The sequence below is a fragment of the Cesiribacter andamanensis AMV16 genome (assembly GCF_000348925.1).
Classification (GTDB): Bacteria; Bacteroidota; Bacteroidia; order Cytophagales; family Cyclobacteriaceae; genus Cesiribacter; species Cesiribacter andamanensis.
The window spans coordinates 1-16,836 of the sequence record NZ_AODQ01000098.1 but is presented as its reverse complement, the minus strand read 5'-3'; the positions used below and the strand labels follow the sequence as shown (position 1 = coordinate 16,836).

Sequence of the window (16,836 nt, the reverse complement as noted above, 5' to 3'; positions counted from 1 at the left end):
GCCCAACCACCAGACGCGTCTGATCACCGTNCCGGCAACGGCGCAGGTAGGGGAGATCTACCGAGATCACCCTGCGGAACTGGAATGCCTGTAACCCCTATGATGCTCCCGATGCCGCCAATGCACCCCCTGCCAATGTGCGGGACGGCGACTTTGCGCCCATTACCACTACAGCCATTATCAAGATCATTCCCCGCCCGGAGGGAACCATCACCACCAAAAATAAAGACGGTGTGGTGACCGACAGTTTCTGCCCCGGCGAAAAAGTACGTCTGGAAGGGCAGGAAACCGTAGAGGATGTGGTTAACGTGCGCTACGAATGGCAGATCTACAACGATGCCACCGGTACTGAGCTGTTGGAGGCCAAAGTAGCCAAAAACTATGATTTTCCCGGTTTTCCTTCAGCTGGTCAAAAGCTCATTCGCCTTCGCCTGCGCAACAACGATGCGGCCAATGCCTGCTGGACGGTTATAGAAAAACTGGTGAACGTCTATGCTGCCCCCAGCATAGCGCCCAGCATCAATGGCATAGCCGGCGATGCCCTGCAGCTTTGCTGGAACGGGGGCGCTATGGCCACCAGCTTTGACTTTGCCCTCTTCAGCAGCAACAATTATAAGTACCGCATCAGCCTGTACAAGCGTAACAGCACAGCTACGGCTCCCGATAGCACCGTATTTGCCGAGCAGAACTTCAATGGAGGGGCAAGCCAGACGGCTACGCATGCCACCAGCTATACAAAACCAGGGATGTATAAAGTGCGTCTGCTGGCTACCGACCGGATAACGGGTTGTACCACCCAGCAGGAAAGCACGCTTACCATTACCGGCGCCCCCATGGCCGCCTTTAGTGCAGCCGATCTCTGCCAGGGCCAGGCAGTAACGTTTACAGAGACCGCTACACTTTCTCATGCCATAGGGGGAGATGCCCTCAGCAGCTGGGAGTGGGATGTTGACTACAATGGCAGCACCTTTAGCGCAGATTATACCGGTAGCGGCACCATTAGCCATACCTATACTACGGCGGGTACCTACAAAGTAGCCCTGCGGGTAAGCACCAGCAGCGGCTGTACCGATTTGCTGGTACAGGATGTGATTGTAAATCCGGTGCCCAAGGCGGTACTTGGTTACAATTATACCCAGCCTATTTGTCCCGGCGAGCCGGTTACCTTTACCAACCTATCCAACAATGCCAGTGCTACATTCCCGGCAGGCATCAGCTATACGCTGGTGGTGAGTGATGGCACTACGCAAAGCCGTATTCCCATGCCTGATCCCAGCCTGGCCCAGGCGTTCGCCAACACCACCAGCGCCTTAAAGGAGTATCAGATCTGGCTGGAGGCCAAAGCCAATGCCCCCAACGGATGTACACAGAAGAGTGAAACACTGCTGGTGCAGGTAAAGCCCGGCGCCGCAGTCGGTTTTATCGCCCCGGGCTACAGTGCGCTTGACCCCAACTGTGCCCCGCTGGAGCTGGAGCTGCTTACCACCCAGGCCACCCGTGATATCGGTGCCGACCGCTACATCTGGACCATTACCCAGGGAGCCAGCCAGCAGCAGATCATCAAAAACAGGGGAGAGGCCGAGTTTGAAAGCCTGCGCTTTACCGCCAGCAATACCACCACCGGCTCACTCTCCTATACCGTAAAGCTGGTGGCCGAAAAAGCCGGCCAGTGCGTAGCGCCCGCCCAGGAAATCTACCGGGTTAATCCGGTGCCCAAGGCCGACTTTACAGTAGTGAAGGTAGCCGAAACCTGCGACGAAACCACCTATGAAGTACAAGTGACCAACCCAAGCGGCATCCGCAGTTATCACTGGACCATCTTCCCTGAACCCGAGAACGTAGCCTCCGTGCAGTACGATGATCGGTTCCAGATCGTCTACAAGCGCCCGGCCGTAACGGCGCCTGCCTATGGTGTAGACCTGCAGCTGATCACCGAAAACTTCTTTGACTGCAGCAGCCCGGCCAAAACCGCCAGCCTGCAGGTAAGCCCTCAGGTGCTGGATGATGTAAAGGTGGTGATCGTATCAACCTACGACAGTGGCTGCAGTCCGCTGGAGGTAGAGTTTGAGAACCAGACAGGCGCTGCCCCTGCCGGTACCCAGTATGCACTGATCATGCGCCATGGCAGCAAGCCCGAGCAGGAAGTGCAACCCCTGAGCGGCAGCCTTGCTTCCCGCTTCTCGCTGCGGTTTACCGAAGAAGGAAATTACCAGCTCTGGCTAAGGGCCACAGCACCCGATGGCTGCGTGCGGTATCAGACCGTACCGGCACAGGTAGTGGTGTACCCCAATGCCCGCCCCTGGTTCTCAGTAGATAAAACATCGGGCTGTGCCCCCCTTACCGTAAGTCTCAACAAGGCAAACATTACCGGCACCCAGCGTACCTGGACGGTAACCGATCTGAGCAGCATGCAGCCCGTGTATGGCCCAGCATTCTTTGACCCCGCCTCTACGGATAATTTCAGCTATATAGAGCTGGGCAACAGCACTACCCTGGATAAGCAGTATCGCATTACGCTGCAAACCAAAACGGCCCAGGGCTGTGCGGCCGATTCCAGCATTATCATTACAGTAGCACCCCAGCCGCATGCCCTTTTTGAGGTAACAGGAGGTACTACCCTTTGTGAGCCCTACACCATTACCGTAAAAAATACCTCCGTTAATGCCTCCGGCACCGAGTATACCTGGGAGTGGGGCGATGGTACCAGTACCGTCAGCAGCAATGCCATGCTTACCAAGACCTATACCAACACCTCCTATACCACGGCCCTGACCTATCCGGTACGGCTTACGGCCAAAACCGCTTCGGGCTGTACCAGTTCGCATGTGGTGCAGGTAGTGGTGGCGCCGCGGGTACTGGCCGATTTTGAAGCCGACAGGCTTGCAGGCTGTGCGCCGCTGCAGGTGAACTTTACCAACCGCAGCCGCGGCAATACAGGGGCAGCCAGTGGCTGGTTTATCCGCCAGCCGGGTGCGGCCGATTTTGAAGCCGTAAGCGGTGACCTCACCAATTACACCTTTGCCAACGAGGGCAGCAGCACGCTTACCTATGAGGTGCGCTATGTAGCTGCTAATGCCGAAGGCTGTACCGATATGCTCAGCCGGCAGATTACCGTTTATCCGCAGGTATCCCTTCAGATCAGTGCCGATAAGGTGCAGGGTTGCGGTCCGCTTCAGGTTACCTTTACCAACCAGGCGCCGCAGACCGGCATGCGCTATACCTGGCAGTGGGGCGATGGCTCGGCCAATACCATCACCACTACCGAAACCAGCCTGCAGCACAGCTTTGAAAATACCTCCCTAAGCGCCCAGCGTACATATACCGTACGGGTGCTGGCCGAAAATCTGAGCACAGGCTGCAGCACAACAGCAACGCAGGAAATTACGGTCTATCCCCAGATTCGGGCCGATGTGGTGCCCTCTGTAACCCAGGGCTGTTCACCCCTGCAGCTGGGCTTCCAGAATGCTACCGACAATGCAACTACCCATTACTGGCAGGTGCGGCGTAAAGATACCGGAGCCGACGTGTATACCGCAGCCACCCGCATTCCCGAAATACCACCGCTGACCAATACCGGCAGCACTACCCTGGTGTATGAAGTGATCTACCGGGCCGGAACTGCCCAGGGCTGTACCAGCCAGCAGCGCTTCGACATCAGCGTATTTCCGGAGGTAGCCGCCCGCTTTAGCATGGATGTAACGGCACCTGCCTGCGGACCGGTGCAGGTTAGCTTTACCAATACCCAGCTGCAGCAGGGGGTAACCTATACCTGGCAGTGGGGCGATGGTAGTCCATCCGTGGTAAGTAGTGATGCACAGCTAACCCACACCTTTTATAATGAGCTTACCGACCGCATCCGCTACTACGAAGTTACCCTTACAGCCGAAGATGCAGTGACGGGATGCCGCTCGGTAAGCCGTCAGCTGGTTACTGTAAATCCGGCCGTAGCGGTGCAGGTTACACCGGATAAGGAGATCATTTGTGCGCCGGATGAGGTGCGCTTTGCCAACCGCTCACAGAATGTGAGCAGCCACCGCTGGTGGTACCGCCTGCAAGGTACCACCGACCGGCTTGAGGAGCGCAGCACGGCAGAGGTAGCCTACCAGTTTACCAATAGCACCAATGCCGTACAGGTCTATGAAGTGGTGTATGAGGGAACCTCCAGCACCAACTGTAGCAAAACCAGCATCAGCACCATTACAGTCTACCCGCAACTGAGCCCGCTCTTTTCACTGGATAACAACCAGCCTAACCTGCCGGAAGCTATCGTAACCATCACCAATACCACGCCCCATGCCGAGGCCTGGACGCATAGCTGGAACTTTGGCGATGGCACCAGCAGCACCGAGGTATACCCCGGCAGCAAGCAGTATACGGCCTATGGCACCTACCTGATTACGCTTACCATCTCCAATGGCCGCTGCACCGCTACCTACACCCAGGAGGTAAGGGTAGGCGATACCAGCCCCATTGTAGAGTTTGAGCCGGTGCCGGTGGCCGGTTGTGCGCCGCTGGAGGTAAGCTTTGTGAACCAGTCCCAGTTTACCGATCCGCTCTCCTATCTGTGGAACTTTGGCGATGGCACCCAGTCCCGGGAGGCCAACCCCACCCATACCTATTACCGACCGGGTGTATACGAAGTATCCCTTACCGCCAGCAACAGCACGGGCGAAACCAAAACCGTTACCCAAAAGATGGTGACGGTATATGAGGTGCCCCAGGCCAATTTTGATGTGTGGGACCGTGTGGTACGAGTGCCCAGCGAGCCGGTGCGCGTAGCCAACTACTCGGTAGGGGCCGACTCCTACCTCTGGGATTTTGGCGATGGCACTACCTATACCGATGCCTCGCCGGTACATTACTATACCCAGCCGGGCATTTATGACATTACCCTCATAGCCCGTAACCAGTGGGGCTGCGCCGATACCCTAATCCTCAACCAGGTGGTAAGTGCCCAGGCAGGAGGGGAGATCCGCTTCCCCAATGCCTTTACGCCAGACCCCTCGGGCCCGGCCAGTGGCTACCTGGATCCGGAGAACCGGGATGAGTGGAACAAGAACGATGTATTCCTGCCCTATATGACCGGTGGTGTAAAATCCTTCAATATGAAGATCTACAATCGCTGGGGTGAGCTGCTCTTTGAGAGTAATGAGAAGAACAAGGGGTGGAACGGCTACTACAAAGGCCAGCTCTGCAAGGCCGATGTGTATGCCTTTAAAGTGCTGGTGGAGTTCAGCGATGGCCAGAGCCTGCAGAAGATTGGTGATATAACCCTTATACGATAATCTAAAGACCAACCAAAGCCATGAAAAAGCTTTACCTGATATTGTTGCTGATCTGTATGGGGGTTGCCGGAGAGGCGCTGGCGCAAGATCCGCAGTTTACCCAGTTTTATGCAGCACCCCTGTACCTGAACCCCGGCTTTACCGGCACCGGGCGCATGCACCGGGCCAACCTGGTGTACCGCAACCAGTGGCCCTCCCTTCCCAGGGCCTTTACCACCACCGCGCTTTCCTACGACTATAACATGCGCAAGCTGCGCAGCGGCTTTGGCGGGATGATTGTGCAGGACAAGGCCGGCACCGGCGGCTTTACCCGCACCAGCGTATCAGGCTATTATTCCTACAAGGTCAATTTCCGCAATGGCTGGGTCATGAGCCCGGGCCTGCAGTTTGGCTATGTGCAGAATGGCCTGGACTGGAGCAAGCTTACCCTGGGCGACCAGATTGGTTTCCGGGGTGATATGCCGGAAAATACAAACGATGCAGCTGCCCTCAATATTACCAACTTTGGCTATTTCGATTTTGGGTCTGGCCTGCTGGTTTATAACAAACTGGCCTGGATGGGCGCCTCGGTCTATCACCTGAACGAGCCCAACCAGTCGCTGCTGGGCAACGACGATCGCCTGCCGGCCAAGTATACCGTACATGGCGGCATGCGCATCAGCATGTACAATGGGGTAATGACCAAAGACCGCACCTCCAGCCTGGCCCCAGCCTTTATCTACAAAAAGCAGGGGCGCTTTCAGCAGCTCGATATGGGCCTGCAGTTCCACTACGACCCCATCATGGCCGGCCTCTGGTACCGTGGCCTGCCCCTCTTTAAGGACGAGTATAACTACAACCGGCAGGATGCCGTGGCTTTTTTGTTCGGCTTCCGCTTCCCGCAGGTTGATCTGGGCTACAGCTACGACTTTACCATCTCCAGCTTTGGCCCGGTATCGGGCGGCGCTCATGAGGTGACCATGGTGCTGAACTTTGCCTCGCAGGAATCGCGCAAGGTAAAGCGCAAAGAGAAGTTTATTCCTTGTCCAACCTTCCGCTAGCCGCTGGGCTGGCGAGCCAACTACAAAAAGGGAGCATCTGCAGAGGTGCTCCCTTTTTGTAATTGAAAGGGGTACGCACAACTGAGAGGTTTCATGCAAGCCAGACATCAATACTGCTTAGGGAGAAGCGGGTACCCGCTAGGAATGCGCGTCCTGTAATCGCTCCTTTCCCTACTGTCCAATCTTTTTGTGCAAACGCGCACAACACAGCAGGCAGCGCATAAAAAAAGCCGGCCTGAGCCAGCTTTTAGAGGGAGAGAGAAGAAATAGTAATAGTAGACTTACTTTCTGCTGAAGGTTTTGCTCAGGTCCATATCTTCCAGGTAAAGCGTAATGGTCTTTTCCTTTTTATCATAGAAGAAGATACACATCTTGCCATTGGTGCTGGGAAGAGCGCCTACGCGGGCATCGGTTACATAGCCCGGCATTCTGTCCAGGATCAGCTCTTTGGTCTCCACTTTATTGTTGATATCATCAACCGAGTACATACCAATCTTGGGGTGTTTTTCCAGGATGCGGGATACAATGATCAGGTTGCCGTTGAGCGGCTGTGATACGCTGAAGCTGTAATCGAAGTAGCCAAATTCCTTTACAATGCGCGATAGCTGGAGGCCACCATAGCCATTGTAGGGGTCAAGCAGCGTAATTTTGGTGTGCGGCTTTGGAATGTGGGTCATGCCCGACAGCTTGCCTTCCAGATTAAAGTTAAAGAGCATCAGGTCCATGATCTCAAAGGTCATGGCCTGTGAGTTGTTGCTGTTTCTGGCGCCCAGTACATGTCCGTCAAACATTTTCATGGGGTTGGCCATGAGCTGAATGTTTTTGCGGAAGGTTTCGCCAATTACCCGATAGCCATAGGAGGTTTCTACGATATCTTCAAAGAAGATCTTGGGCTGGCTTCCAAGCGCAAAGCCGGTGGTAGAGGCTTTCAGGAATTTCTTGATGCCATCGTTCCAGTCGGTTTTGCTGTAGGCCAGCTGCTTGCCGTCGGCCGAAAGCTTCAGGAAGAAAATGCCGTCTGAATTTACATTGTCCCACTTTTCGCCTTCAAAATACATGCCCCCGCTTACCAGGTTGTTTTCGGCATCTACCATAAAGGCAGTAGGCATGGCCGTGGCTACGCCATCAAATAGCTCATGGCTGAAGATTAGGTTGCCATCGCTATTGTTGAAGCACAGGATCTGGCCCAGCATTTTCTTGGAAAGTCGGTTGGGACCCGCAATCTGGGTAACGATCAGCCGATTGCCGGCCGATTCGATGGCTTCTACACCAATATAGCCCTTTTCTGGCACCATTTTCTTCTCCCAGAGTACATTCAGCTCCTTATCAAGCTTTTCGATGGAATAGCCGTATTTTTTCTCCTTGATGGGGCGGATCACGAAGAATCCCTTATTCTGGTCGGGAAACACTTCGGCTTCGGTGGTGTGGCGCTTATCGGCCTCAATGTCCCGGCGCTTGATGATGTTGCCCTTGGTGTCAATGGTTACAAAGGCCATGGACTTTTTGCTCATGTCGGCAAAGGCAAAGAAGAAAGCATCGCCATTGAACACGCTGCTGGATACTACCGAGCGCTTGGTAATGGTAATGGGGGTTCTGTTGATACGGTTCAGCTGGGTGTCGAACAGCTCAAGCACAAACTCAACCATGCCACCACCTACTTTTTCGCTTACATAAAAGGTGTAATAGCCGGCCGGTTCGTTGGTAGCTTTGTTCATAATGGCCCGTACGCCCTTGAACTCGTTTCTGCGGACATCTTCAATTTTGACTTCCTGTGCAAAAGAGGCTGAGGCTGTGGCAAAGAACAACAGCAGCCAGGCAAACATGTTTTTCATTTTAGGGGAATATGTGGTTGAGGGTATTGTTAATTGCGAATTCAGTTCTCAAAAGTGAGAAAAAAATAGCAACAAAACGCGCCAGATTTGTCCTGAAAGGTACACATTCACCCCATTTTGATTGGGCAGCAGGGGGCTGGCAAAGGATGCCTGCGATTCTCCTTTTTTTTAGAGAACTTTAGGCCCCACAAGCATAGCAGTAATGATGAGCAATCCGGATACCCTGGCCAGGCACCTGCGCAATGGGGGATTTTTAGTGTTAGCAGATAAAAGCGGCGCCTGGCTGCTGGCCAATCCCCGCAACCCCCAGGCGCTGGAGACGGCCGCCGCTGGGGCAGTACTGCCCCTGACCAAGGGTTTTGTACTGATTGGGGCCATGGACCGCCTGTATGAGTATGTGCAGCGCTTTCCCGACCTGGCCTGGGACATAGCCGAAGGCAGCGAAAAGGCCCTGCTGATCTGGTACGAAGGAGGCAAGGGCGTACCCGCAGCCATGCTGGACGATAAAGGATGGGTAGGGGTGATGCTAAACCGCTGCAAACCCCTGCAGGCCCTGCTGGAGAAGCTGGGGCATGGCCTGCTATGCCTGCCCCTGGCGGGTGCCGGTGAGGGTTGGCAGGCTCTGCCGGATGTGCTACCTTTGCCTTCTGACCCAGGCCTCCGGCTGGCGCCCGAGCGCATCATGCGCCTGGGCATAGGGGGCGATGTGAAATTTTTGAAATACTGATCTTTTTCAATGAACTGTCGGGAATTACTGGAGGAGCATGAGGTTTTTGCCCTGGTGGGCAAGGTAGCGGCAGAACTGCAGCAGCCGGCCTATGTGATCGGGGGCTTTGTGCGGGACTACTTACTCAAACGCCCCTCCAAGGATATCGATATTGTGTGCGTGGGCAGCGGCATTGCCCTGGCCGAACGGGTGGCTGCCGCCGCTGGGGTACATGTAAGTGTATTCAAGAACTTTGGCACGGCCATGCTGCGCCTGGGCGAGTGGGAAGTAGAATTTGTAGGCGCCCGCCGCGAATCCTACAACCGCAACAGCCGCAAGCCCATTGTAGAAGATGGTACACTGGAAGATGACCAGAACCGCCGCGATTTTACCATCAATGCCCTGGCCATCAGCCTCAACCAGGCCGACTGGGGCGAGCTGCTGGACCCCTTTGAGGGGGTAAAGGACCTCAGGCGCAAGATCATCCGCACCCCCCTTGATCCGAAAATTACCTTCTCCGACGACCCCCTGCGCATGATGCGCGCCATTCGCTTTGCTGCCCAGCTCAATTTTGATATAGCGCCCGACACCTTTGATGCGATCATCGAGCAGGCCGAGCGTCTGCAGATCATCTCGGCCGAGCGCATCATGGATGAGCTCAACAAGATAATCCTTAGCCCCAAGCCCTCCTATGGCTTCAAGCTCCTGTTCCATGCCCGCCTGCTGCACCAGTTCTTTCCCGAAATGGTAGCCCTGCAGGGGGTGGAGACCCGCGATGGCCATACGCACAAAGATAACTTCTACCATACCCTGCAGGTGCTGGACAATGTGGCCGAGATGTCGCCTGACCTGTGGTTGCGCTGGGCGGCCATTCTGCACGATATTGCCAAGCCCCCCACCAAACGCTTCGATGCCCGGGTGGGCTGGACCTTTCATGGGCACGAAGACAGGGGGGCACGCATGGTTCCCCATCTCTTCAGGCGCATGAAGCTGCCCATGGACCATAAAATGAAGTTTGTGCAGAAGCTGGTGCGCCTGCACCTGAGGCCCATTGCCCTGGTTAAAGATGTGGTCACCGACTCGGCCGTACGCCGTCTGCTTTACGAAGCCGGCGATGATATAGACCCCCTGATGAAGCTCTGCCGGGCCGACATTACGTCTAAAGATGACAATCGGGTAAAGCGCTACCTGCGCAACTTTGATAAAGTAGAGCAAAAGCTGCAGGAAGTAGAGGAGAAAGACCAGGTGCGCAACTTCCAGCCCCCTGTGACGGGCGAGGAGATCATGGCCGCCTTTGCCCTGAAACCCTCCCGGGTGGTGGGCGACATCAAGGACGCCATCAAAGAAGCCATTCTGGAAGGCAAGATCCCCAACCAGCGCGAAGCCGCCTGGAACCTCATGCTGGAGCTGGCCCGGGAAAAGGGGCTGCAGCTGCATCAAGGATAGTAGAAATATAATTGCCAAAAAGGAAAGCCCCTGCTAGACTCTAAGCAGGGGCTTTCTTTTGAACTAGTCTTTATGGAAGGACTTAAAACTCGCTTCGAAAACTAAAGACATCATGTACCGAATCCAGCACCTTACCTTTTTCGCATTTGAGCACCCGGCCGGGATGGTCGTTGAGCAGCTTGTGGTTGTGGGTGGCCATTAATACCGCCGTACCACTGTTATTGATCTCCTGAAAAAGCTGAAAAATGCCCTCGGAAACATCGGGATCCAGGTTGCCGGTAGGCTCGTCGGCCACCAGGATCAGGGGTTCGTTGATGAGGGAGCGGGCAATAACAATCCGCTGCTGCTCGCCACCGCTGAGCTGGTGGGGCATTTTGCCGGCGGCAGAGTCCAGGCCTACCTGCATGAGCACTTCGGACAGGCGGCGCTTCATCTTGCCTTTATCGCCCCAGCCGGTAGCCCGCATCACAAAAAAGAGGTTTTCGGCTACGGTGCGGTCAAAGAACAGCTGAAAGTCCTGGAAGATAATGCCCAGTTTGCGGCGCAGGTAGGGCACCTCGTGCTGGCGGATCTTGTGTACCTGGTAGCCGGCCACATAGGCCTCGCCCAGGGGCAGGGGCAAATCGGCATAGAGGGTTTTGAGCAGGGAGGTTTTGCCGCTGCCGGTACGGCCGATCAGGTAGACGAACTCCCCCTTATTGATGGTAAAGGAAACATCGCGCAGCACCGGATGCTCACCCTGGTAAATGGCGGCATCTTTTATGCGGACTACAGAATCTTGGGCAAAGGTCATGATAGGAGAGGGGCAGGTTAGAGGTCTAGTTTCTGGAGCTTGCCAAAGGGCAGCTGGCTGATGATCTCCCTGAGCTGCTCTTCTTTGCCGCCCAGGCCCCATTTTTCAAGCTTGTCCAGCGGACGATCGGCCCGAAAGTAGGCGATGAGCACAAAATTATTGTCCCGAAGCTGAATGTAATCCGGTATTTTGGCCTTGCCTTTTACTTTGATGATGTACATAGCAACAAATATAAACAGGCTGGAGTAAGTATGGAGTATGGAGTAGTAAGTATTGAGACATAGACGCTTGATTTTTCTTTAGCTATAGGGGTATTCATTAGAAAAGGCTCCACAACAAGAAGCTGATGCCTTGCTATGAAGCCTTTTGTCTCAATACTCAATGCCAACTACCAACTACCCATTCACCTTCTTATGGTCGGCCAGGAATTTTTCCAGACCGCTGGTGGTAAGGGGGTGGTTCAGCAGACCAGTAATTACGCTCAGGGGGCAGGTAGCCACATCGGCGCCAATTTCGGCACACTGGATCAGGTGCATAGAATGGCGAACGGAAGCGGCCAGTACCTCCGTGGCAAAGCCATAGTTCTGATAGATCTGTACAATCTGCTCAATGAGGGCCATGCCATCGGTTGATACATCATCCAGGCGGCCAATAAAGGGGGATACGTAGGAGGCGCCGGCTTTGGCGGCCAGTATGGCCTGCCCGGCAGAAAATACCAGGGTACAGTTGGTACGGATGCCTTCAGAAGAAAAGGCTTTCAGGGCTTTTACACCATCGCGGATCATGGGCACCTTCACCACAATCTTATCGTCGATCTTTGCCAATTCCCGTCCTTCGCGCATGATCTCGTCAAAGGTGGTTGCAATTACCTCGGCGCTTACATTATTATCAACAATGTCGCAGATAGCCTTGTAGTGGTTGCGCACGTTTTCCTCACCGCGGATGCCTTCTTTGGCCATCAGGGAGGGGTTGGTGGTTACTCCATCGAGCACACCCAGGTCATAGGCTTCGCGGATCTCGTTCAGATTGGCAGTATCAATGAAAAATTTCATGAGAGTTGGGGAATTTTGGCCTAAAGCTACTAAAAAAATCGGGGACCCCTAAAAATAAAAAAAGGCAAATCGAACATCGCACCGCTACAACCGCCTACCCTTGCTACCTTCCGGTCCTGGGGGAGTTCGGCGGGAGCTGGTCGTGCCGATTCGCCAGTGCAAATATACCACACCGCCCTGCAGTATGCAAGAGCCCCCTGGCGGATTTTCTCTAAAAGCTTTTCAGAGCACAGCCAGGCCATATGGAAGTGTCCTCAGAATCAGGGCAGGGCTGTCACTACCTTGTGAGGGCTTGCCTGTGCAGGCTTCAGGGTAGGGACGGGGGTATGGCGCAGCCACTCGTCTTCCAGCAGCCCGGCCCAGGCCTGCAGGTAGGCCACTACATCCTGGCGGCGGTTGTGCAGCAGGTTGCGCTGCTGCTGCGGCAGGCGCTGCAGGATAAGGGGGTTGCTCAGGCGTTCTAGCTGCCGCAGATCGTCTATGTCAAGCCCGGCGGCCAGCAGCTCGGAGATCACCTCATCCAGGGGCAGGCCGCTGGTGGGGCAGTAGTCAATCAGTTGTTCGTTCCAGTCGCCGCTGCGGCTCTGCAGGGCGCGCTGGTGAATTTCGGCCTTGCTCAGGCGGGTGAGCTCCTGTACCAGGTGGCCACAGTTGCAGCTCCCCATATGCCCCCACTGGTAGGGAGCGCCCCTTTCCAGTCTGTCTGCAGTGCGTCGTAAAGCGGTGATCAGGTGCGGATGTGCTTTTGCCATAGCGATTCATTGGGTTGTTTGGAGGATTGATTACCCTATAAACGCAGGGGAGCCCCTTTATGCTCCCGGCTATGTATTGTTTCCCTGCCGAAAATTTTGTTTCTTGCTGTATGCCAAAACTTACCTACAGAATGCGCCCGATACTGATCAGTTTACTACTCCTGAGCCTGCTGGCAGGAGTGTCGGCCTGCGAGCAGTCGTTTGAGACCCCTGTGCAGCTAGCTGAGGGAACCTATTCTGGTCATTTTATTCGCTCCAGCCCTGCTGCAAAGTATGCAGCTGCCGAGGTAACTTTGGTATTAAAGGATGGCAGGTTTTCCGGCAGTAGCAACATCAGTCGGTACCCGGCCATCTGTACCGGCACCTATCAGATAAAGGGAACTACCATCGAATTTCAGAACGAATGTTTTTTCACAGCAGATTTTGACTGGTCGCTGATCCTGAGCGGCACCTTTCACTTGAGTGCGTCGGATGGTGATATTGTCTTGTTCAGGGAATTCGGCGAAGGTGTAATGGATACCTACCGTCTGAAGAAATAACTTTGCTGGTACCCCCTATAGATGCCAGCCAGGTATACGCCCACAAAGAAATACCCCTGATTTTTTAAAACCATACGGGGGGCTTGCAGGTAGTATCAGCTGTATGTACATTAGCATAAAACCAATCCACTAAACACATATTTATATGGGAAGAGGTGATAAGAAAACCAAAAAAGGAAAAATTGCCATGGGAAGCTACGGCAACAGCCGCCCCAAGGATAAAGGCCCGGCTTCGGCCTCTCCGGTAGCAGAGACCCCTAAAAAGGAGAAAAAAGAAGCAAAGGAGACCAAAGCGCCTGCAAAGAAAAAGTAAGGTTTAGCATGGCACAGGGGCGGTTAAAAAAATATTTTAGCCCTGTTGGCTTGCATTTTTCCCCCTTGCGCTCTTTCTTGCTCCAGAAATGAAGAATCAATCGGTACATATGGCCTGGTGGTGGCACACACGCAATCTCTGCATGTGACAGCACTGGTATGTACCCCTACATAGCCTTTTTAAGCCCGCTGTTCACACAGCGGGCTTTTTTTATTCCCAACTTTTACAATGAACGCCTTGCAAACGCCCATTTTTAGCCTCCAGACCCGCAGCCGGCAGCTGCTGGCCGATACCCATACGCCGGTGAGCATTTACCTGAAGCTGCGGGACCGCTACCGCAATACCCTGCTACTGGAGAGCTCCGATTACCACAGTGCCGATAATAGCTTTAGCTACATCTGCTGCGAGCCGCTGGCTACCTTTTCGCTGCAGCAGGAAACCATTGCGCTTAGCTATCCGGATGGCAGCCGGGAGCAAAAGCCCGTTGCCGAGCGCCGGCAGGTGGTGGAAGCGCTATATCAGTTTTCGGCTGCCTTTGCCGCCGAAGAGCCCTATCAGCGCTTTGTGTCGGGCGGCTTATTTGGCTACATGAGCTATGAGGCAGTGCGCTATTTTGAAGACCTGGAGCTGCAGCCCGGCCGCCTGATCCCCGATATTCACTACAGCGTGTACCGCTTTGTGATTGTACTGGACCACTTTCGCAACGAGCTCTACCTGTTTGAGCATGGACTGGAAGGCGAGGAGAGCCAGGGACTGGAAGGACTGGAATCGGTGCTGCAGAATAAGAACCTGCCCAGCTACGGCTTTGCCCTCGCCGGCGAGGAAAGCCGCACTATGGAAGATGCCCAGTACCTGGAGGTAATCCGCAGGGGCATTGCGCACTGCCAGCGAGGCGATGTGTTTCAGATTGTGCTGAGCCGCCGTTTTCAGCAGGGCTACAAAGGCGATGATTTCAATGTATACAGGGCCCTGCGCAGCATCAACCCCTCACCCTACTTGTTTTATTTTGATTATGGCAGTTTCCGCATCTTTGGTTCCTCCCCCGAGGCGCAGCTGACCATGAAAGGGGATAAAGCCCACATTTACCCCATAGCCGGAACCTTTCGCCGCACAGGAAATGATGAGGCCGATGCAGAACTGGCCCGCAAGCTGGCACAAGACCCCAAGGAAAATGCCGAGCATGTGATGCTGGTTGATCTGGCCCGCAATGATCTGAGCCGCCACGGACACAGCGTGCAGGTGACCAAGCTAAAGGAAATCCAGTTCTATTCCCATGTGATCCACCTGGTATCGCAGGTACAGGCTACCCTGGAAGGGGGCATCAACCCGGTGCAGATGGTGGCCGATACCTTTCCGGCCGGCACCCTGAGCGGGGCGCCCAAGCACCGGGCCATGCAGCTGATCGAGCAGCATGAGCCTACCCCCCGCAGCTACTATGGAGGCGCCATTGGCTTTATGGGCTTCAATGCCGGACGGGAGCCCCTGTTCAACCATGCCATCATGATCCGCTCCTTCCTGAGCAAAGACCAGCAGCTGTACTTTCAGGCAGGAGCAGGAGTGGTGGCCAAAAGCAAGCCCGAAAGTGAGCTGCAGGAGGTGCACAACAAACTGGCCGCCCTGCGCAAGGCCCTTCAACTAGCCCAAACCCTCCGTTAAGCCATGGCCGATATTCTCGTCATCGATAATTACGATAGCTTCACCTACAACCTTGTGCACATTCTCAGAGGGCTGGGCGCTTCGCTGCGCGTAGTGCGCAACAATGCCTTTGCGCTGGAGGAAGTGGAGCAGTATGACCGGCTGGTGCTGTCGCCCGGCCCGGGCATTCCCCGGGAAGCAGGCCTTATGCCGGAGGTGATTCGCCGCTACGGTGCCACCAAAGATATACTGGGGGTCTGTCTGGGGCATCAGGCCCTGGGTGAAGCCTTCGGAGCCCGGCTGCATAACCTGGCCCAGGTGCACCATGGGGTGGCCACTACCTGCATCGCTACCAAAGAGGATCTGCTGTTTAAGGGGCTACCTCCTCAGTTTGAGGTAGGCCGCTACCACAGCTGGGCAGTGCTGGCCGATAGCTGCCTGCCGGACAGCGGCCTGGAGATTACCGCCGTAGATGAAGAGGGAGCCGTAATGGCCCTGCGCCACCGGCAGCACCGCATCCGGGGGGTGCAGTTTCACCCCGAAAGCATCCTGACCCCTCATGGCACCCAAATGCTCCAGAACTGGCTCCGGTTTAGTTCTGAATAAGAGAAGTGTGAATACAAGAGTGAGCACTCCTGCAGCGCTCTGGCCCAAAACCGATACCCCATACCCCACACCTACCCATGAAAGATATCCTGAATCAACTGATCGAACATAAGACCCTGGACCGCAGCACTGCCCGGGAGGTACTGCTCAAGCTCACTCAGGGCCAGTACAACAGCAGCCAGATTGCTGCCTTTATCACCGTTTACCTGATGCGCAACATTACCGTTGAGGAGTTGATGGGCTTTCGGGATGCCATGCTGGAGCAGTGCCTGGCGCTGGATCTGGCAGCCTATGATGCCATGGACCTGTGCGGCACCGGCGGCGATGGCAAGGATACCTTTAACATCAGTACCCTAAGCGCCTTTGTGGTGGCCGGAGCCGGGCAGGCTGTGGCCAAGCATGGTAACTACGGGGTATCGTCGGCCTGCGGCTCCAGCAACCTGCTGCAGCATTTTGGCTATGCATTCACCACGGAGAAGGAGGTGCTGGAGCGGGATCTGGAAGAAGCGGGCATCTGCTTTCTGCATGCCCCGCTCTTTCACCCTGCCATGAAAAATGTAGGTCCCATCCGCAAGGAGCTGGGTGTAAAGACCTTCTTCAACATGCTGGGCCCCATGGTAAACCCGGCCTTTCCCGCCAAGCAACTGGTAGGGGTGTTCAGCCTGGAGCTGGCCCGCCTGTATGCCTATCTCTATCAGGAAACCGATAAGCAGTATGCCATTTTGCATGCGCTGGATGGGTATGATGAGATCAGCCTTACCGGCCCGGTTAAGGTGTACAGCACCGCCAGTGAGCAGCTCCTGCAGCCGCAGGACTTTGGTCTGCCCCAGCTGCGGC

Annotated in this window: 14 protein-coding genes and 1 other RNA gene; 9 read left to right on the top strand and 6 right to left on the bottom strand. The window is 55.0% G+C overall.

Annotated features, from left to right (window positions below; translation table 11 throughout):
- The first annotated feature begins 137 nt into the window (after window positions 1-137).
- Window positions 138-5,285, top strand: coding sequence for a PKD domain-containing protein (locus tag ADICEAN_RS15590; protein WP_009196599.1), 5,148 nt, complete (start codon window positions 138-140; stop codon window positions 5,283-5,285).
- Window positions 5,286-5,305: 20 nt separating this feature from the next.
- Window positions 5,306-6,325, top strand: coding sequence for a PorP/SprF family type IX secretion system membrane protein (locus ADICEAN_RS15585; RefSeq protein WP_009196598.1), 1,020 nt, complete (start codon window positions 5,306-5,308; stop codon window positions 6,323-6,325).
- Between the two features lie 281 nt (window positions 6,326-6,606).
- On the opposite strand, the gene ADICEAN_RS15580 is transcribed toward ADICEAN_RS15585, so the two are convergent.
- Window positions 6,607-8,157, bottom strand: coding sequence for a DUF6770 family protein (locus ADICEAN_RS15580; protein ID WP_009196597.1), 1,551 nt, complete (start codon window positions 8,155-8,157; stop codon window positions 6,607-6,609).
- Between the two features lie 202 nt (window positions 8,158-8,359).
- Here ADICEAN_RS15580 and ADICEAN_RS15575 point away from each other — a divergent pair, with 202 nt between their 5' ends.
- Window positions 8,360-8,884 carry a hypothetical protein gene (locus tag ADICEAN_RS15575; protein WP_009196596.1) on the top strand — a complete coding sequence of 175 codons (525 nt, stop codon included), beginning with the start codon at window positions 8,360-8,362 and terminating at the stop codon, window positions 8,882-8,884.
- A gap of 9 nt (window positions 8,885-8,893) precedes the next feature.
- Window positions 8,894-10,309: a CCA tRNA nucleotidyltransferase gene (locus tag ADICEAN_RS15570; RefSeq protein WP_009196595.1), complete on the top strand. Its 1,416-nt coding sequence runs from the start codon at window positions 8,894-8,896 to the stop codon at window positions 10,307-10,309.
- 82 nt (window positions 10,310-10,391) lie between these two features.
- Here ADICEAN_RS15570 and ADICEAN_RS15565 read toward each other — a convergent pair whose 3' ends face one another.
- The 5 genes from ADICEAN_RS15565 to ADICEAN_RS15550 form a co-directional block, all read right to left on the bottom strand.
- The gene (locus ADICEAN_RS15565; RefSeq protein WP_009196594.1) at window positions 10,392-11,102 is read right to left on the bottom strand and encodes a cell division ATP-binding protein FtsE; all 711 of its coding nucleotides are present in this window, start codon (window positions 11,100-11,102) and stop codon (window positions 10,392-10,394) included.
- 17 nt (window positions 11,103-11,119) lie between these two features.
- Window positions 11,120-11,323, bottom strand: a complete 204-nt coding sequence (locus ADICEAN_RS15560; protein WP_009196593.1) for a hypothetical protein — start codon at window positions 11,321-11,323, stop codon at window positions 11,120-11,122.
- A gap of 174 nt (window positions 11,324-11,497) precedes the next feature.
- Window positions 11,498-12,154, bottom strand: coding sequence for a fructose-6-phosphate aldolase (fsa, locus tag ADICEAN_RS15555; RefSeq protein ID WP_009196592.1), 657 nt, complete (start codon window positions 12,152-12,154; stop codon window positions 11,498-11,500).
- 58 nt (window positions 12,155-12,212) lie between these two features.
- Window positions 12,213-12,311, bottom strand: an RNA gene (gene ffs, locus ADICEAN_RS21980) — signal recognition particle sRNA small type.
- Between the two features lie 103 nt (window positions 12,312-12,414).
- Window positions 12,415-12,906: a hypothetical protein gene (locus ADICEAN_RS15550; protein WP_009196591.1), complete on the bottom strand. Its 492-nt coding sequence runs from the start codon at window positions 12,904-12,906 to the stop codon at window positions 12,415-12,417.
- Between the two features lie 131 nt (window positions 12,907-13,037).
- Between ADICEAN_RS15550 and ADICEAN_RS15545 the strand changes: the two genes are divergently transcribed.
- The 5 genes from ADICEAN_RS15545 to trpD all read left to right on the top strand — a co-directional run.
- Window positions 13,038-13,445, top strand: coding sequence for a hypothetical protein (locus ADICEAN_RS15545; RefSeq protein ID WP_040397533.1), 408 nt, complete (start codon window positions 13,038-13,040; stop codon window positions 13,443-13,445).
- A gap of 145 nt (window positions 13,446-13,590) precedes the next feature.
- Window positions 13,591-13,758 carry a 30S ribosomal protein THX gene (locus ADICEAN_RS21975; protein ID WP_009196589.1) on the top strand — a complete coding sequence of 56 codons (168 nt, stop codon included), beginning with the start codon at window positions 13,591-13,593 and terminating at the stop codon, window positions 13,756-13,758.
- 228 nt (window positions 13,759-13,986) lie between these two features.
- A complete protein-coding gene (locus ADICEAN_RS15540) occupies window positions 13,987-15,414 on the top strand; it encodes an anthranilate synthase component I family protein (protein WP_009196587.1) in 1,428 nt (475 codons plus the stop codon).
- A 3-nt stretch (window positions 15,415-15,417) separates the two neighbouring features.
- Window positions 15,418-15,999 (top strand): anthranilate synthase component II, encoded by a 582-nt coding sequence (locus ADICEAN_RS15535; protein WP_009196586.1) that lies wholly within the window; start codon window positions 15,418-15,420, stop codon window positions 15,997-15,999.
- A 77-nt stretch (window positions 16,000-16,076) separates the two neighbouring features.
- Window positions 16,077-16,836, top strand: a 760-nt coding sequence (trpD, locus tag ADICEAN_RS15530) for an anthranilate phosphoribosyltransferase (RefSeq protein WP_040397530.1), incomplete at its 3' end; no start/stop codon positions are given.

Coding starts and splice junctions, on each gene's coding strand:
- ADICEAN_RS15585 (WP_009196598.1), top strand. CDS start 5,306: ATGAAAAAGCTTTACCTGATATTGTTGCTGATCTGTATGGGGGTTGCC.
- ADICEAN_RS15580 (WP_009196597.1), bottom strand. CDS start 8,157: ATGAAAAACATGTTTGCCTGGCTGCTGTTGTTCTTTGCCACAGCCTCA.
- ADICEAN_RS15575 (WP_009196596.1), top strand. CDS start 8,360: ATGATGAGCAATCCGGATACCCTGGCCAGGCACCTGCGCAATGGGGGA.
- ADICEAN_RS15570 (WP_009196595.1), top strand. CDS start 8,894: ATGAACTGTCGGGAATTACTGGAGGAGCATGAGGTTTTTGCCCTGGTG.
- ADICEAN_RS15565 (WP_009196594.1), bottom strand. CDS start 11,102: ATGACCTTTGCCCAAGATTCTGTAGTCCGCATAAAAGATGCCGCCATT.
- ADICEAN_RS15560 (WP_009196593.1), bottom strand. CDS start 11,323: ATGTACATCATCAAAGTAAAAGGCAAGGCCAAAATACCGGATTACATT.
- fsa (WP_009196592.1), bottom strand. CDS start 12,154: ATGAAATTTTTCATTGATACTGCCAATCTGAACGAGATCCGCGAAGCC.
- ADICEAN_RS15550 (WP_009196591.1), bottom strand. CDS start 12,906: ATGGCAAAAGCACATCCGCACCTGATCACCGCTTTACGACGCACTGCA.
- ADICEAN_RS15545 (WP_040397533.1), top strand. CDS start 13,038: ATGCGCCCGATACTGATCAGTTTACTACTCCTGAGCCTGCTGGCAGGA.
- ADICEAN_RS21975 (WP_009196589.1), top strand. CDS start 13,591: ATGGGAAGAGGTGATAAGAAAACCAAAAAAGGAAAAATTGCCATGGGA.
- ADICEAN_RS15540 (WP_009196587.1), top strand. CDS start 13,987: ATGAACGCCTTGCAAACGCCCATTTTTAGCCTCCAGACCCGCAGCCGG.
- ADICEAN_RS15535 (WP_009196586.1), top strand. CDS start 15,418: ATGGCCGATATTCTCGTCATCGATAATTACGATAGCTTCACCTACAAC.